Annotated in this window: 16 protein-coding genes and 2 pseudogenes; 13 read left to right on the top strand and 5 right to left on the bottom strand. The window is 67.9% G+C overall.

Going from position 1 to position 16,661, the window contains the following annotated elements; genetic code table 11:
• The first annotated feature begins 128 nt into the window (after positions 1-128).
• From OY559_RS06210 to OY559_RS06185, 6 genes are all read left to right on the top strand, one after another.
• Positions 129-1,499 (top strand): omega-aminotransferase AptA, encoded by a 1,371-nt coding sequence (locus OY559_RS06210; RefSeq protein WP_277729188.1) that lies wholly within the window; start codon positions 129-131, stop codon positions 1,497-1,499.
• A 65-nt stretch (positions 1,500-1,564) separates the two neighbouring features.
• On the top strand, positions 1,565-2,680 hold the full coding sequence (ald, locus tag OY559_RS06205; protein WP_277729187.1) for an alanine dehydrogenase: 1,116 nt from the start codon (positions 1,565-1,567) through the stop codon (positions 2,678-2,680).
• Positions 2,681-2,908: 228 nt separating this feature from the next.
• Positions 2,909-4,399, top strand: coding sequence for a CoA-acylating methylmalonate-semialdehyde dehydrogenase (locus OY559_RS06200; RefSeq protein WP_277729186.1), 1,491 nt, complete (start codon positions 2,909-2,911; stop codon positions 4,397-4,399).
• Positions 4,400-4,431: 32 nt separating this feature from the next.
• Complete coding sequence (locus OY559_RS06195; protein ID WP_277729185.1) at positions 4,432-5,643, top strand: serine hydrolase domain-containing protein; 1,212 nt, start codon at positions 4,432-4,434, stop codon at positions 5,641-5,643.
• 104 nt (positions 5,644-5,747) lie between these two features.
• Complete coding sequence (locus tag OY559_RS06190; RefSeq protein ID WP_277729184.1) at positions 5,748-6,116, top strand: response regulator; 369 nt, start codon at positions 5,748-5,750, stop codon at positions 6,114-6,116.
• Between the two features lie 43 nt (positions 6,117-6,159).
• Positions 6,160-7,005, top strand: coding sequence for a cyclic di-GMP-binding domain-containing protein, MshE-related (locus tag OY559_RS06185; RefSeq protein WP_277729183.1), 846 nt, complete (start codon positions 6,160-6,162; stop codon positions 7,003-7,005).
• Positions 7,006-7,011: 6 nt separating this feature from the next.
• Here OY559_RS06185 and rlmKL read toward each other — a convergent pair whose 3' ends face one another.
• From rlmKL to OY559_RS06170, 3 genes are all read right to left on the bottom strand, one after another.
• Positions 7,012-9,147, bottom strand: coding sequence for a bifunctional 23S rRNA (guanine(2069)-N(7))-methyltransferase RlmK/23S rRNA (guanine(2445)-N(2))-methyltransferase RlmL (gene rlmKL / locus OY559_RS06180; RefSeq protein ID WP_277729182.1), 2,136 nt, complete (start codon positions 9,145-9,147; stop codon positions 7,012-7,014).
• A gap of 154 nt (positions 9,148-9,301) precedes the next feature.
• Complete coding sequence (locus OY559_RS06175) at positions 9,302-9,829, bottom strand: alpha/beta fold hydrolase (RefSeq protein WP_277729938.1); 528 nt, start codon at positions 9,827-9,829, stop codon at positions 9,302-9,304.
• Entirely contained in the window at positions 9,826-10,317 is a 492-nt protein-coding gene (locus OY559_RS06170; RefSeq protein WP_277729181.1) for an MOSC domain-containing protein, read from the bottom strand. The genes OY559_RS06175 and OY559_RS06170 overlap by 4 nt, the downstream gene beginning before the upstream one ends.
• A gap of 76 nt (positions 10,318-10,393) precedes the next feature.
• Here OY559_RS06170 and OY559_RS06165 point away from each other — a divergent pair, with 76 nt between their 5' ends.
• The 5 genes from OY559_RS06165 to OY559_RS06145 all read left to right on the top strand — a co-directional run bounded on the left by OY559_RS06165 (position 10,394) and on the right by OY559_RS06145 (position 14,352).
• Positions 10,394-10,975 (top strand): N-acetylmuramoyl-L-alanine amidase, encoded by a 582-nt coding sequence (locus OY559_RS06165; protein WP_277729180.1) that lies wholly within the window; start codon positions 10,394-10,396, stop codon positions 10,973-10,975.
• A gap of 120 nt (positions 10,976-11,095) precedes the next feature.
• Complete coding sequence (tesB, locus tag OY559_RS06160) at positions 11,096-12,013, top strand: acyl-CoA thioesterase II (protein ID WP_277729179.1); 918 nt, start codon at positions 11,096-11,098, stop codon at positions 12,011-12,013.
• Between the two features lie 10 nt (positions 12,014-12,023).
• Complete coding sequence (locus OY559_RS06155) at positions 12,024-12,521, top strand: putative signal transducing protein (RefSeq protein WP_277729178.1); 498 nt, start codon at positions 12,024-12,026, stop codon at positions 12,519-12,521.
• Between the two features lie 84 nt (positions 12,522-12,605).
• Complete coding sequence (locus OY559_RS06150) at positions 12,606-13,820, top strand: RNA polymerase sigma factor (protein ID WP_277729177.1); 1,215 nt, start codon at positions 12,606-12,608, stop codon at positions 13,818-13,820.
• A 112-nt stretch (positions 13,821-13,932) separates the two neighbouring features.
• Positions 13,933-14,352: a hypothetical protein gene (locus tag OY559_RS06145; RefSeq protein ID WP_277729176.1), complete on the top strand. Its 420-nt coding sequence runs from the start codon at positions 13,933-13,935 to the stop codon at positions 14,350-14,352.
• Between the two features lie 46 nt (positions 14,353-14,398).
• Here OY559_RS06145 and OY559_RS06140 read toward each other — a convergent pair.
• A pseudogene (locus OY559_RS06140) lies at positions 14,399-14,534 on the bottom strand (hypothetical protein); the annotation flags it as partial.
• Between the two features lie 77 nt (positions 14,535-14,611).
• Positions 14,612-15,124: pseudogene (locus OY559_RS06135) on the bottom strand (calcium-binding protein); the annotation flags it as partial.
• A gap of 141 nt (positions 15,125-15,265) precedes the next feature.
• Here OY559_RS06135 and OY559_RS06130 point away from each other — a divergent pair.
• On the top strand, positions 15,266-15,850 hold the full coding sequence (locus OY559_RS06130; protein ID WP_277729175.1) for a phosphatase PAP2 family protein: 585 nt from the start codon (positions 15,266-15,268) through the stop codon (positions 15,848-15,850).
• Between the two features lies 1 nt (position 15,851).
• Positions 15,852-16,574: an arginyltransferase gene (locus tag OY559_RS06125; protein WP_277729174.1), complete on the top strand. Its 723-nt coding sequence runs from the start codon at positions 15,852-15,854 to the stop codon at positions 16,572-16,574.
• Positions 16,575-16,661 lie beyond the last annotated feature (87 nt).

The raw sequence follows: 16,661 nt of genomic DNA, 5'->3' as shown, positions 1-16,661 counted from the left end.
GCCTTTCGAGCACAAGCGTCGCGGCTGAAGCCCCTCCTGCAAGGACAGGTCTATGCCTATCGTCGGTTGTAAAGTTTTTTCAACGCGCTAAGCTTCGCCCATCCGCCCCGCCCCCCTTTGGAGCCGCGATGAGCGCCGACGACACCTCCGCTGCCCTGGCCGACCATTACGCCCGCCAGAACCTTGAGGCACCTGCCTCGCTCGACCATTTCTGGATGCCGTTCACGGCCAACAAGCAGTTCAAGGCCAAGCCGCGCCTGCTCGCCAGCGCCTCCGGCATGTACTACCGCGATGTCGACGGCAACGAGGTGCTGGATGCCACGGCCGGCCTGTGGTGCTGCAACGCCGGCCATTCCCGGCCGCGCATCGTCGAGGCGGTGAAACAGCAGATCGGTACGCTGGACTTCGCACCCAACTTCTCCATGAGCTCGCCGCTGCCGTTCAAGCTGGCCGAACGCCTCGCCGCGTTGGCGCCGGGCGACCTCAACAAGGTGTTCTTCAGCAACTCCGGTTCGGAAGCCGTGGACAGTGCGTTGAAGATCGCCCTGGCCTACCACCGTGTACGCGGCGAAGGCCAGCGCACGCGTTTCATCGGCCGCGAAAAGGGCTATCACGGCGTCGGCTTCGGCGGCATGTCGGTGGGCGGCCTGCCGAACAACCGCAAGTGGTTCGGCCCCGGCCTGCCGGCGGTCTCGCACATCCGCCACACGCTGGACATCTCGCGCAATGCCTTCTCGAAGGGCTTGCCGCCGCACGGCATCGAGCTGGCCGAGGACCTGGAACGCCAGATCGCGTTGTACGACGCCTCCACCATCGCGGCGGTCATCGTCGAACCGATCTCCGGTTCGGCCGGCGTGGTCATTCCGCCGCAGGGCTACCTGCAACGCCTGCGCGAGATCTGCGACAAGCACGGCATCCTGCTGATCTTCGATGAAGTGATCACCGGCTTCGGCCGTGTCGGCCATGCCTTCGGCGCGCAGCGCTTCGGCGTGACGCCGGACATGATCACCGCCGCCAAGGGCATCACCAACGGCTGCGTGCCGATGGGTGCGACCTTCGTGTCGGACCGCATGTTCGACGCCTTCATGAGCGGCCCCGACAACGCCATCGACATGTTCCATGGCTACACCTACTCCGGGCACCCGCTGGCCTGCGCCGCTGCGCTCGCCACGCTGGACACTTACGAAGAGGAAAACCTGTTCGACAAGGCGCTCAGCCTGGGCGACTACTGGCAGGAAGCGCTGCATTCGCTGAAGGGCCTGCCGAACATCATCGACATCCGCAACATCGGCCTGGTCGGCGCCATCGAACTGGCCCCGCGCGCGGGCGCACCCGGCACCCGGGCCTACGACGTGTTCGCGCGCGCCTTCCACGAAGGCCACCTGTTGACCCGCGTGACCGGCGACGTCATCGCCCTGTCGCCCCCGCTGATCGTGGAAAAGCACCACATCGACCGGATCGTGGATGTCCTGGCGGACACCATACGGGCAACCGCGTAAAATTACGGACCAATGGCACCAGCGCTCCCCACGCGCGAAGCCCCTTCCCGCTACTGGAGAGCAACATGCTGATTGGCGTCCCCAAGGAAATAAAGAACCACGAATACCGCATCGGCCTAACCCCGGCCGGTGCGCGCGAACTGGTCTCGAATGGCCATCAGGTCATCGTGCAGCGCGACGGCGGCAAGGCCATCGGCCTGACCGACGAGCAGTACGTCAAGGCCGGTGCGCAGATCATCGATACGGCCGAAGAGATCTTTGCCCGTGCCGACATGATCATCAAGGTCAAGGAGCCGCAGTCGAACGAATGCGCCATGCTGCGCCCCGGCCAGGTGCTCTACACCTACCTGCACCTCGCGCCCGATCCGGAACAGACCAAGGCGCTGGTCGCCTCCGGCGCCACCTGCATCGCCTATGAAACCGTCACCGACCGCAAGGGCGGCCTGCCGCTGCTCGCGCCGATGTCGGAAGTGGCCGGCCGCATGTCGATCCAGGCCGGCGCGCACGCGCTGGAGAAGGCGCAGGGCGGTTCCGGCGTGCTGCTGGGCGGCGTGCCCGGCGTGAAGCCGGCCGAAGTGCTGGTGATCGGTGGCGGCGTGGTCGGCATCAACGCCGCGCGCATGGCGATGGGCATGAACGCGCACGTCACCATCCTGGACCGCTCGCTCGACCGCCTGAAGTACCTGGACGAGCTGTACGGCCATCAGCTGACCACCATCTATTCCACCCGCGACGCCATCGAAGAGCGACTGCCCGACACCGACCTGGTGATCGGCGCGGTGCTGATCCCCGGCGCCGCCGCACCCAAGCTGGTCTCGCGCGACCAGCTGAAGCTGATGCGTCCCGGCTCGGTGCTGGTGGACGTGGCGATCGACCAGGGCGGCTGCTTCGAGACCTCGAAGGCCACTACCCACCAGAACCCGACCTACGAAGTGGACGGCATCATCCACTACTGCGTGGCCAACATGCCGGGCGGCGTCGCCCGGACGTCCACGTTCGCGCTGACCAACGCCACCCTGCCCTTCGCCGTGCAGCTGGCCAACAAGGGCGCGAAGCAGGCCATGCTGGACGACGAGCACCTGCTCAACGGCCTGAACGTGCACGCCGGCAAGATCACCTACAAGGCGGTCGCCGACGATCTGGGTTACGCGTACGTGCCGGCGCGCGAAGCGCTGGCGTAACTCGCTGTTCCTTCTCCCCGCGCAAGCGGGGAGAAGGTGCCGAAGGCGGATGAGGGGCATGCCGGAGCCATTACCGCCTCGGCGTTGACGACGCTATCGAGCGACTGGAAAAAGCAACACTCGAAACACCGCGCCACGATTAAAGACAAGGGCTCCGTCGCCCCTCACCCGCCCTCCGGGCACCCTCTCCCCGCACGCGGGGCGAGGGATTCCACCAGGTAGTCCGCCATGGCCGAAGCGCTCTCTCACTTCATCAACGGACACAAGGTCGCCGGCAAGGGCGACCGTTTCGGCGACGTCTACGACCCCGCCACCGCCACCGTCACCGCACGCGTTCCCCTGGCATCGGGCGATGACGTGAAGCAGGCCGTGGATGCCGCATCCGCCGCCTTCCCCGCATGGGCAGCCACCACGCCACTGAATCGCGCACGCGTGATGTTCCGCTTCAAGGAACTGCTGGAAACGCACGCCGGCGACCTGGCGAAGATCATCACGTCCGAACACGGCAAGGTGCTGTCCGACGCGCGCGGCGAAGTGACGCGCGGGCTGGAGGTGGTGGAGTTCGCCTGCGGCATCCCGCACCTGCTCAAGGGCGAGCACTCGATGAACGTCGGCCGCGATGTCGATTCGTGGAGCGAGTACGCGCCGCTGGGCGTCGTCGCCGGCATCACGCCGTTCAATTTCCCCGCGATGGTGCCGTTGTGGATGTTCCCGGTGGCGCTGGCCTGCGGCAACACCTTCGTGCTGAAGCCGTCCGAACGCGATCCCTCCGCGGCGCTGTTCATGGCCGACCTGCTGAAGCAGGCCGGCCTGCCCGATGGCGTGTTCAATGTCGTGCACGGCGACAAGGTGGCCGTGGACGCGCTGCTCGACGAACCGCGCGTGCAGGCGCTGAGTTTCGTCGGTTCCACACCCATCGCCGAATACATCTACGCGCGCGGCAGTGCCCACGGCAAGCGCGTGCAGGCGCTGGGCGGAGCGAAGAACCATATGGTCGTGCTGCCGGATGCCGATCTGGACGGCGCCGTCTCGGCGCTGCTGGGCGCTGGCTACGGTTCGGCTGGCGAGCGCTGCATGGCAATCTCGGTGGCGGTCTGCGTGGGCGACGCCACCGCGGACGCGCTGGTGGCGGCGCTTGCGCCCAAGGTCGCCGCGCTGAAGATCGGCCCGGGCTGCCAGGATCCGGAAATGGGCCCGCTGGTCACCGCTGCGCACCGCGACAAGGTACGCGGCTACGTCGATGCCGGCGTGGCCGAAGGTGCGACGCTGGTCGTCGATGGGCGCGCCCACGTGGTCGACGGCCATGCCGACGGCTTCTTCCTCGGTGGCTGCCTGTTCGACCGCATCACCCCGGACATGACGATCTACCGCGAGGAGATCTTCGGCCCCGTGCTCTGCGTCATGCGCGTGCCCGACCTCGATGCCGCGCTGCAGCTGGTCAACGAACACGAGTACGGCAACGGCACCGCCATCTTCACCCGCGACGGCGGCGCAGCGCGCGAGTTCGCCCATCGCGTGCAGGCCGGCATGGTCGGCATCAACGTGCCCATTCCCGTGCCAATGGCCTTCCACAGCTTCGGCGGCTGGAAGCGCTCGATCTTCGGCCCCCTGCACGTGCACGGCCCGGACGGTGTGCGTTTCTATACGCGCTTGAAGACGATCACCGCCCGCTGGCCGGACACGCATGCGGCCGAGTTCGTGATGCCGACGATGAAGTAAAGTCGGGGCCGGTCCCAACACGGTACTGGCCCATGTTGTTACGTCGCCTCATCCTGTCGCTCTCCTGCCTCGGCGCCGCCGTGGCCGCCTCGGCTGCGGAACCCGTCTCGCAGGTCCGCGTCGCTTTCGACCGCGATGGCATCGTCGCTACGCATGTCGAAGGCAAAGCCGACCTCGCCACCGGCCGCAACGTCACCGCCGACGACCCCGTGCGGGTTGCGTCCATCTCCAAGCTGGTCACCGCGATCGGCGTGATGCGCCTGGTGGAGGCCGGTACGCTGGACCTGGATGCCGACGTATCCACGTACCTCGGCTGGCCACTGCGCCATCCGCGCTTTCCCGGAACGAAGATCACCCTGCGCCTGCTGCTGTCCCACCAGTCCAGCCTCACCGACGCCGCCGGCTACTACGCCACGCCGCTGGGCGAAACGCTGAAGACGATCCTCGATGATCCGAAGGCATGGGACGACGCGCATGCGCCGGGTGCGCACTTCCGCTACACCAACCTCAACTTCCCGCTGGTGGCGATGGCGATGGAGAGCGCCACCGGCGAGCGATTCGACCGCCTGATGCAGCGGCTGGTGCTGGCGCCGCTGGAGCTCGATGCCTGCTTCAACTGGGCGGCCTGCGACGACGCCACCGCCATGCGTGCAGTGGTCCTCTACCGCGACGGACACGTGGTCCGCGACGACAACCTCGCAGGGAAGCCGGCTTGCGCCGTCGTCACCGCCGAAGGCGCCGACTGCGACCTCACGCGCTGGAAGCCCGGTGAGAACGGTGCGTTGTTCTCGCCACAGGGCGGCCTGCGCATTTCCGCCTACGGGCTGGCGAGGATCGGCCGGCTGCTGCTGAACCATGGCGAGATCGACGGCGTGCGCCTGCTCATGCCCGCCAGCGTCGACGCAATGGTGGCGCCGCAGTGGACCTTCGACGGCGGCAACGGCGTGACGCACGAAGAAGATACCGGCGACGGGCGGAACCAGGCGTTCTTCTGCCGCTACGGCCTCGCCGTGCAGACGCTGGCCACCCCCGTGGACGGCTGCGGCGACGATCCATTCGGCGACGGGGTTGCCCGCGTGGGTCATTCCGGCGACGCCTATGGCCTGCGGTCGGGGCTGTGGGTGGACCTGCGCGCGGGCACCGGCGTGGTGTATTTCGCGACGGATGCCGGTGCTTCGCCGGCTGGCGCGCATTCCGCGTTCAGTCGTATCGAGGAAACGCTGGCGACCGGCGCATCCCCCTGACGCCCGCTCCTCTCAAGAACTCCCCGGACCGGCCGATACCGCCTACATGTCGCCCCGCGTCGCATCCGCGCGCGGCCTGCACGATCCACAGGGGGATCCTTGAAATGACGTCACGTCCGACGGTTCTGCTTTGCGATGATTCGCGCGCACTGCGCATGCTGGCGGCGCGCCAGCTCGACGACTGCGGCTTCCATGTGGTGGGCGAAGCCGGCAACGGCCTTGAAGCCGTCAGCCAATACCTGGCACTGAAGCCCGACGTGGTGTTGATGGACCTGGTAATGCCCGAATGCGACGGCAAGCAGGCGCTGGGCCGGATCCTGGCGCAGGACCCGGATGCGCGGGTGGTGATCCTCAGCTCGCTCGGGGCACAGAGCGACATCGAGGAGTGTCTGAAGCTGGGCGCGAAGTCGTACCTCCAGAAGCCCATCGATCCCGAAGTGATGGATCGCGTGCTGCACGAAGCGGTCGCCTGACCGCCACGCACGTCCTTCCTTCACCTCCGCACGAGACGACATCATGGCAGCGAAATTCCTGGGCCAGTTCCTGCTGGAACGCGGCACCATCACCTCCGCACAACTCCTCGCCGCGCTCGATGCGCAGCGTGCGTCCAATCCCCTGCTCGGCGAGCTTGCCGTCCACCATCGCATGCTGGATGCCGCGCAGGCCCGCCGCATCAACGAGCGCCAGCGCGCCGAAGACCGTCGCTTCGGCGACATCGCGCTGGAGATGGGGCTGCTGGATGCCGGGCAGCTCGATGTGCTGCTGACCGCGCAGAAAAAGGGCCGCAAGCTGTTCGGCCAGATCCTGGTCGAACAGGGCGCGGTGAGCGCGGAAGTGCTCGACGCAGAACTGGTCGCGCATCGTCGCGACCTCGACGAGGCCAACCATGCGCTGGCGCTTGGCATTGCCGGCCACGCGCTGGCCGACATGGCCACCAGCACCATCCGGGTCTGCAATCGTCTGTTCCCGCGCCTGGCGGGCAGCCAGTGCCAGGCATCGGGCATCGCGGACGATGCCGCGCTGGAGGCCTGCGACGTCACCGCGCACGTGCGCATCGACGCCGGGTCCCAATCCCTGCTCGTGGGCGTGGGCTGCAGCCGCGCGACCGCCCGGGCCATGGCCTGTTCGCTGCTGTCGATCCCGCCGGCGGAATGCGACGAAGAACTCGCCATCGATGCGCTCGGCGAACTGGTCAACGTGCTGATGGGCTATGTGGTCCGCGACACCCTTGCCGAGGACGCCAGCTACCGCGCGCATCCCCCGAGCACGGCACTCTCCGCCGCCGACCTGGCTTCCAGCCGCAGCACGCTGGCCCTGTCGATGGCGTCCCAGCGCGGCGACTTCGTCCTCATCGTCGGTTGAGGCCGCTTACGCCCGCGTCAGCCGCCACGCGCGGTGGATGCGGGCGTTGCGCTCGAAATCCGGCGGGATGGTCTTCGCGCTGATGTCCTCGCAGCGCGCGAACTCGGCCACCGCGGCCTCGTCCAGCTTGAAGCGGCGGAAGTTGTTGCTGAAGTAAAGTACCCCGCCCGGCGCCAGCCGGGCGACTGCCGCACGCAGCAGGCGGACATGCTCCTTCTGCACATCGAAATCGTCGGCGCGCGCGGAGTTCGAGAACGTCGGCGGATCGCAGAAGACCAGGTCGTACTCGGCCTGCTCGGCTTCCAGCCAGCGCACGGCATCGGCCTGCACCAGGCGGTGCTTCGCGCCACCCAGGCCGTTCTCCGCCAGGTTGTCCGCGCACCACTGCAGGTAGGTGGCCGACAGGTCCACGCTGGTCGTACTCGCTGCGCCCGCCACCGCCGCCTGCACGCTGGCCACGCCGGTGTAGCAGAACAGGTTGAGGAACCGCTTGCCGCGCGCTTCCTGCGCCATGCGCCATCGCAGCGGGCGATGGTCGAGGAACAGGCCGGTGTCGAGGTAATCGAACAGGTTGACCCTCAGCAGCGCACCCGACTCGCGCACCACGATGAACTCGTCCCGCTGCTGCATGCGGCCGTACTTGGCGCCGCCCTTGCCGCGTTCGCGCGACTTCACCGCGATCTGCTCCTGCGGCACGCCGAACACCTCGCGCGTGGCCGCCAGCAGCTCGCTGAAGCGGCGGCGCACGTCATGCTCGGGGATGGTGGCAGGTGCGGCGTATTCCTGCACGTGCAGGAAGGTGCGGCCCTGTCCGCCTTCCTCCACGTAGACGTCGATGGCCGCCGCGTACTCGGGCAGGTCGGCGTCATAGGCGCGGTAGCAGGTGACATTTTCGCGCGCGCGCCAGCTCTTGAACTTCTTCAGGTTCTTGCGCAGGCGGTTGGCGACCATCTGGGCGCCCTCCGACAGCGGCTTCGCTTCACGCGGTTCGCGCGCGGGCGCCGCGACCGGGTCGCAGACGATCAGCGCGCACTCGATGGCGCCATTGAACAGTTGGTATTTCTTGCCGGCGCGCAGGCCGGTGGCGTAACCGAGGTCGGCGTTGCCGCACAGCAGGCTGGCCCGCCACTGCGGTACCGACCTCTGCAGGGCATCACCCAGCGCGCGGTAAAGGTCGGCGTCGGCAGCGAGGCGTTCGTCGTAGGGCGGATTGCAGACCACCAGGCCCCGAGGTTCTTCGCGCACGGGCAATTGCGCCATGTCGCACGCCTCGAACTGCAACTGGCCGGCCAGGCCCGCGAGCACCGCATTGTCCCGTGCGGCGCGGATCGACCCCAGGTCGATATCGCTGCCGAAGAACGCCGGACGCAGCGCCTTGCGTCCTTCCGTTTCGCGCTGTACCGCCTCGGCGAACAATGCCCGCCATGACGCTACGTCGAAGCCGAGCCAGCGCGACGGCAACACGTTGCCGTGCCGTTGCAGGCCAGGCGCGACGTCGGCGGCCATCAGCGCACCCTCGATCAGCAGCGTGCCGCTGCCGCACATCGGGTCCAGCAGTGCGCCGCCTTCGTGGTACAGCGCGGGCCAGCCGCCGCGCATCAGCACGGCGGCCGCGAGGTTTTCCTTCAACGGCGCCTCGTTCTGCGCCTGTCGCCAGCCGCGGCGATGCATCGGCCCACCGCCCAGATCGATGGAGATCGTCGCGCGCCCCTTGCGCAGCGACAGGTTGATGCGCACGTCGGGCTGTTCCACGTCCACCGAGGGCCGTTCCAGCCCCTGCTGGCGCAGGCGGTCGACCACGGCATCCTTGACGCGCTGCGCGGCATAACGCGCATGAGTGATGGCTTCGCCAGAGACATGCGCATCCACCGCCAGCGTCAGCTCAGGCCGTGTGTGCTGCTCCCACGCGATCGCCATCACGCCGTCATACAGCGCCTGCTCGTCGAGGCACTCGAACTCGGCGATCGGCCACAGCACGCGACTGGCCAGGCGCGACCACAGCACGGCGCGCTGCGCGTCCACGGGCTCGCCCTCCGCATTGACGCCAGCGACCGTGGCGGTGGCCTTGGGCACGCCGAGCGCGATCAATTCATCGGCAAGCAGGTATTCCAGGCCCTTGGCGCAGGAAACGAAAAATTTCACGATGCAACCTCGATAAACAGGATCGTCGTCCCAGCGAACGCTGGGACCCATCTTGCTCCGCGCAAGCATTCCGGAGCAGAAGCAGGATCAACATGGATGACCCGCCATTCAGCGGCTGAAAGCCCGGCTTGGGCCGGAATGATGGCAGGGAAATTCAAAGCCCGGTCAGCAACTGCCCGAAGGCCTCTGCGGACACGGCGACATGATCGGACAGGCGATGCCCGTCGTTCAGCAGCAGCAGACGCGCGCGACGTCGGAAAGCCCAGTCGACAACCGCCTGCGCCGGGATCAGTTCGTCATCCCAACCGTGGATGACCGAAACCGGTACCGCGGCGGCATCCAGCGCCGGCAGCGGACCCATCGTGATCGGCGGCGCCATCAGGAACAGCCCGCGCACCGGCACCTCCAGCGAGATGCGGCCCGCGATGTAGGCGCCGAGACTGGAACCCGCCAGCACCACGGGACCGCGCGCTGCCGCCGCGTGCGCCAGGCCGCGCAGGCGCTCCAGCCGTGCGACCACATCGCCCAGCGAACTGACATCGCGCCGCGCGTCGAGGTCGGTGTAATCGGGACGTTCGTGGCTCCATCCCAGGCGTTCGGCGACGTCCGCCAGCGCAGTGACCTTGGTGGCGTCGGGGCCGCTCTCGAAGCCGTGCGACAGGATGCAGTGGCCGCGCATCAGAGCGCTTCCACCGCGTCACCGATGCGGAACGCGCCGCCTTCGACGATGCGCGCGCACAGGCCCCCGTGGCCGCGCATCGCGTTGTAGCCACCGGGACCCAGTGCGTCTTCCATGCGCGAGCAGGGGTCGCATTCCTCGGTGCCCTCGAACACGGCGGTGCCGATGCGGAAGCGGCGCTCCTTCAATGCGACCAGTGGAATGCCCGACACCACCACGTTGCGGCGAAGCAGCGCCGCCTGCAGGTCATTGCGCTGTGCCAGCGCCGCGATCACCGGCAGGTGCTCGGCCTGGATCAGGGTGATGCCGCGCTTGCCGCTGCCGCCCTTGTAACGGTCCCCGACCAGCCCGCCGCCGGTGACGGCTTCGACGGCCTCGGTGGCGACCATGACCTCATCGCGTGCCGGCCGCAGGCCGATCCATTCCACCTGGCCGGCACGCGGCAGGGTGGCCATGAGCTTGGCCAGCGGGGATTCGGGGTTGAGCGGCATGGGGAACCGGCGCTGCGGAAAGGCCGCCAGTTTACCGGACCGGCCTGTTCCCCGCCCCGCCTGCTAGCATCCAGGCATGAGCACCGACCTGCCCGACTTCGCCCCCCGACTGGACCCGCTGCCGTACGAGGACAAGCTGGAGGCCCGCCCGCTGCAGCAGATCGACCTGGTCGTCATCCACTGCACGGAACTGCCCGACCTGGCGATGGCGCGGCACTACGGCGAACGCATCCTGCACGCCTCCGGCACCGGCAACAGCGGCCATTACTACATCGACCGGGACGGCAGCGTGCACGTCTACGTACGGCCGGAACGCATCGCCCACCATGTGCGTGGCTGCAACCCGCGCTCGGTCGGCATCGAACTGGTGAACACCGGCCGCTACCCGGACTGGCTGACCGTCGGCAGCCAGAAGATGGAAGAGCCCTATACCGACGCACAGATCGATGCGCTGACCACGCTGCTGGACCACCTGCGACAGGAGTTGCCTTCGCTGCGTTATATCGCCGGCCATGAGGATCTGGACACCGCGCGCGAACCCGCCAGCGACGACCCCACCATCACCGTGCCGCGCAAGATGGATCCAGGCCCGCTGTTCCCGTGGGATGCCGTGCTGCGTGCCATCCCGCTGGAGCGCCTGAAGCCCCATGCAGTGTAGGAGGGGCTTCAGCCCCGACGCTTTCGCTTTCGTCTGCACCCGGCGACAAGGCATCGGGGCTGAAGCCCCTCCTACAGGGTGATCGCTATAATTTGCCGGTCTTTGCCATAGGCGCCGCCCTTGCCCCCTGCTCCCGAACCCGTCGTCTCCGAACTGATCGAGCTGCTGTCGCTGGAGCGGCTGGAAGACAACCTGTTCCGCGGCCAGAGCCGCGACATCGGCACCAAGTACGTCTTCGGCGGCCAAGTGCTGGGCCAGGCGCTGTCGGCCGCACAGGCCACCGTGGATGGCAGCAGCGGCGAACGCCGCGCGCATTCGCTGCATGCCTACTTCCTGCGCGCCGGCAACATCGAGGCGCCGATCGTCTACGAAGTGGACCGCACGCGCGACGGCGGCAGCTTCTCGGTCCGCCGCGTCACCGCGATCCAGCACGGCCGCGTGATCTTCTTCTGCGCGGCCTCGTTCCAGGCCGGGGAAGACGGCGCGGAACATCAACTGTCGATGCCGGAAGTCCCGCAGCCGGAGGACATCGCCACCGCCCCGCCGGTGCCCGCCGAGGTGATGGCCACCCTGCCGCCGAAGGTGCAGCGCTGGATGTCGCGGCGCGGCCCGTTCGAGTTCCGCCATGTCTACCCCCGCGATGAACTGAATCCGCCCAAGCGCCCGCCGTTCCAGCAGGTCTGGTTCCGACTGAGCGAGCCGGTCGGCGACTCGCCCGAACTGCATCGCGCCCTGCTCGCCTACGCCTCCGATTTCCAACTGCTGGGCACCGCGACGTATCCGCATGGGATCAGCTACTACCAGCCGAACGTGCAGATGGCGTCGCTGGATCATGCGCTGTGGTTCCACCGCCCATTCCGCGCGGACGACTGGCTGCTGTATTCGATCGACAGCCCCAGCGCGAGCGGTTCGCGCGGACTGGCGCGCGGGCAGATCTTCGATCGCCAGGGCCGGCTGGTCGCCAGCACGGCGCAGGAAGGCCTGATCCGCGTAGTGCCGGACGCTGAAGCGGCCTCGCCCGTGCCGGCAAAGGACTGAGGACACACGCATGCGGCAAGTCTTTTCCAGCCAGCGCATCGAAACCGTCGAAGGCGTGGCCAAGATGCTGACCGAGGCGGGCATTCCCGTCTTCATCAGCAACGGCCGCTCCTACCACAGCAAGCGCGGCGGACAGTTCAGCTATACCGAACCGGTGAAGGCACAGCTTCAACCCGCGCTTTGGGTCCGCCATGCCGAGGACCAGCCCCGCGCCCGCGCCCTGCTGCGCGAAGCGGGCCTGCTGGAAACCACGCGCCCGGGCCAAGGGCCCACGCTGACGTTCCGCACCGACCAGGAAACGGACGCCACGCCGCAGCGGTCGTGGGCCTGGCGCATCCGTCTGATCCTGCTGGCGCTGATCGCCCTGGCTGCGGCCGTGATGTGGATGCGGCGCCCCGTGCCTGCGTCCGCACCTGTGCCGCAACCACAGGAAACACCCGCGCCCGCACCGGCGGATGAAGTCCCGGAAGAAGACCGTATCCGCATCCAGCCCGTCAGCGGCGGTTGAGCCTGCCACCTGCCGTGCCGGTTGCGGTCACATCCGCCCTCCCGGCCCGTCAGGGTCATCAGGCCACCCGATGACCCCGACCCGATGAATGCCCTTGCCCTCGACCTGATGCTGCAGACCGAGCTGCCCGCCGCCGCGCGCGGCAGCCACGACGCCTACGGCCGTATCGTCAACGCGTGCCAGAACACCGTCACCGCGATTGCGTTGGCGATCACCCGCGACGTGCAGGCGAGTGAAGACATCGCACAGGAAGCCTTCCTCAAGGCCTGGCAGCAGCTCGACAAGCTCAAGAACACCGCCAGTTTCCTGCCCTGGCTGCGCCAGATCACCCGCAACCTGGCCCGCGACTGGCTGCGTGCGCAGCACGGCCGCCCCATGTCGGGCGAAGTGGCCGAGATCGCGATCGGCATGGCGGCCGATCCCGACCCCACGCCAGCCGAACGGTTGCTGCAGACGGAAGAGGAAGTCGTCGCGAACGACATCATTTCGTCCCTGCCCGAAGACAGCCGCGAGGCGCTGCTGCTGTTCTATCGCGAAGGCCAGAGTTCACAACAGGTCGCCGAGCTGCTGGGACTCAGCGACGCCGCCGTGCGCAAGCGCCTGTCGCGCGCCCGCGCCTGCGTACGCGAAGAATTGCTGAAGCGCTTCAGCGACTTCGCGCGCACCACGGCGCCCGGCGCAGCCTTCACCATGATCGTGTTGGGCGGCCTGGTCGGCGCAATGCCAGCGGCAAGCGCGGCGACGGTCATCGGCTCCGGCGTGCTCGGCACCGGACTGGTGGGCAAGCTGGGCACCGGCGGCCTGACCACGGGCGGCGTCACCGGCGGCGTGGCCGGCGGCTCGCTGGGCGTGATCTTCGAACAGATCACCCAGCACCCGGCCGCCCTCGGCGGTGTCCTGGGCGGCGTGATCGGTGGCCTGGTCGGCTATGCCTTCACCTGGTGGTATCTCGCGCGCTTCTGCCAGACCGCGCAGGAACGCCAGCAGGTACGCCGCTTCATGGCCCTCAATGCGACCTCCGGCTCGGTGTGGCTGTTCTGTCTCATGCTGGCGACGGTCATCGCGACCGGCTGGGTGGCGATCGGCCTGGTCACGCTGGCGGGCATGTGCGTGATCAACTACCAGTACCTGGTCACCCTACCCCGGATCATGGACCCGATCCTCGCCCATCCAGCCAACACGCAACGGCGGCGGGGTTACGACTACGTGATCGGCAGGAAGGCCGTGGCACTGACCAGCGCACTCGCCATCGGCGCCATCCTGTATGCGCTCGTCAACAGCGGGCGACTGACGCTGTAGCACCCGGCCAGGCCAGGGTGGGTCACACATCGGGGCGCCGGTCGTCGTGCCTGCATGACCCGGAAGAATGGAGACACGATGGACGCCCTGGCGATTGGGAGGAACGGCAGGCGTGGCCGCACTGGGAACGCTCATCGGCATCAGTGCGGTGTGGTTCGGCATCCGCGAACCGCTGAAGGATCCGCTGGACGCACGCGAACGGCGGGATCTGGTGCGTTACGGCGTGTTCTGCACCGTACTGATCATCGCGTTCGTCGTGGGCATCGTCGTACTGACACAGGTGCGCGGATGGATACCGCACATGGGGCTGACGCTGGTCTACATGGGCGGCATCTGCTGGGCCAGCGCCCTCTGGTTGCCGCGCATCCTGAAGCGGCGGCAGGCGCGCGACGCGATGCGCGACCCGGAAGGCATGCGCCGGCAAATGGAACGCCAGCGCTTCTGGCGGCTCTGGAGTCTGGTGCTTGCCGTCGGACTCGCGAGCGCGGGCGTGTTCGCCGGATTGGTGGTGTCGGGCCGCCTTTCTTTCTGACGACCCGGCCCGTGCGCACCCGGAGACCCGGGTGCGCACGTGTTGCTCAGCGTCGGGACGGCTTGCCGGCGGCCAGTTCTTCCCGGGACAGGACGCCATCCTTGTTGCTGTCCAGCGCATCGAAACGACCGGCCAGGCGGCTGTTGTCCTTCACTTCATCGCGCGACAGGCGGCCATCCTTGTTCTTGTCCGCCGTGGCGAAACGCTCATCCATGCGGGCCTGCATGCGCTGCTGGAACTCGGCGCGGCGTTGCACGTCCGCCTGGTCGATCTCCGCACGGGTCAGCTTGCCGTCCTTGTCGGCATCGGCCTTGGCGAACCACTCGTCGCGACGTTGCTTGCCGCGCGCCTCACGGTCGGCGCGATCGATCACGCCATCCCGGTTCGCATCCATCGTGTCGAAGCGTTCGGCGAAACGCGGCTGCGCCGCGGCTTCGGCACGGCTGACCTTGCCGTCGCCATCGGTATCCAGCTTCCTGAAACCGTCGCCGTGACGCGATCCACCGTGACGACCATGTCCGCGCGCGCCCTTGTGCTGCGGGCGTTCGTCGGCAGTCAGCTTGCCATCGCCGTTCTTGTCCAGATCGGCGAAACGCTCGGCCAGGCGTGGATGCGCGGCCGCTTCGGCCTTGTCGATGGCACCATCGGCATTCCTGTCCAGACTCGCACGCGCCGGCTTCTGCGCGTCGCCAGCCTGTGTGGCGGCCAGCGCGGAGCCGGCGCCAAGGGCGGCCAGCACGGCCACGAAAAGCAGGGTCTTGCGGTTCATCATGTTCTCCTGGAGACGCGGCGCCGGTTGCGCCACTGACACCGAAAACGCGCCGCTGTCGCCCCCGTTGACGTGCCGACGGCCGTGTTCAGCCGGCGGACGGTCGCGATCCACGCGACACCGGCGCCGCAGTATGCTGACCGCATGCCTGCCCCACTCGCCCGCGCCCTCTCCATCTTCGGCCACCCGATGCTGGTGCTGCCGATGGCGGTGCTCGCCATCGCGCTGGCGCGGGGAGATCGCCGTACGGCGGTGTGGTCGGCACTGGGTTTCGGCGCATTCGCCGCGCTGGTGATGGGCTTCTCGTGGTGGCAGGTCCGTCGTGGCCGCTGGGGACACGTGGACGCCAGCGCGCGGCATGAGCGCAGCACCTTGAATCGCTTCCTGCTGGCCGCGCTGGCGGCCGGCGCCGTGCTGGTCGCATGGCGCGGTACGCTGCCGCTGCTTGCACTCGGGTTGGCGTTGTCGGCCTTCATGATCCTGGCGGCCATGCTCATGGCGCGCTGGTGCAAGCTGTCCCTGCATCTCGCGTTCGTTGTGTTCGCCGCACTCCTGCTGCACAAGGTGGGGACGGTGTGGATGGTCGTCGCGCTGGTGTTCGCCATCGCCATCGCATGGTCGCGTCTTGCGCTGGAACGCCACACACCTCGCGATCTCCTCGCAGGCGCGCTGGTGGGCGCAGTGGCGGGCCTTGCGTTCTGGCCACTCGCGGCACGCTGGGGAGGATGACGTGGGCGAGAACAACCAGCCTATCGACGACCTGCGCCTGTTCCATACCGGCGAGCATCCCTGCGGCTACTGGCCCGACCGCGTCGCGCGCGACCTGGTGCTGGATCCGCGCGACCCACGCCTGCCGCAGCTGTACCCCGATGCGCTGGGCTGGGGCTTCCGTCGCTCGGGCGATATCGTCTACCGCCCGCATTGCCGGCAATGCCGTGCATGCGTGGCGGTGCGGATCCCGGTGGACGACTTCGCCCCGGACCGCAGCCAGCGCCGCTGCGCGAGACGCAACGCGCGCGTGGAAACGCGGATCGTCGCCGCACTGCGTGGCGAAGAACACCTGGCGCTCTACCGGCGTTATCTTGCCGCCCGCCATCCCCTGGGCGGCATGGACGACCACGGGGCGACGGAGTTCGATCAGTTCCTGGTGGGCAGTTGGTCGCGTGGCCGCTTCGTGGAGTTGCGCGAGGACGGTCAATTGCTGGCAGTGGCGGTGACGGATGTCATTCCGGGCGCGCTGTCGGCGGTCTACACCTTCTACGACCCCGCGCTGGAAGCCCGCAGCCTGGGCACGCTCGCCATCCTGCGACAGATCGAATGGGCGCGCCGCGATGGTTACAAGCACCTGTACCTGGGTTACTGGATAGATGGCCATCGCAAGATGGACTACAAGCGGCGTTTCCAGCCGCTCGAATGCTTCGATGGTCGCGGCTGGGTGCGTGATCGCATGTAGCCCGTCGCAGCTCCTCGGCGGCGATGAATGTGAGATGCAAATGTGAATAGCCAGAACGTGACGGATGCCACAGAATCCGCTCGCCGA

Origin of the sequence: Pseudoxanthomonas sp. SE1 (genome assembly GCF_029542205.1) — a bacterium.
In the GTDB taxonomy this organism is placed as follows: domain Bacteria; phylum Pseudomonadota; class Gammaproteobacteria; order Xanthomonadales; family Xanthomonadaceae; genus Pseudoxanthomonas_A.
This window is presented reverse-complemented; position numbering and strand designations above follow the sequence as displayed.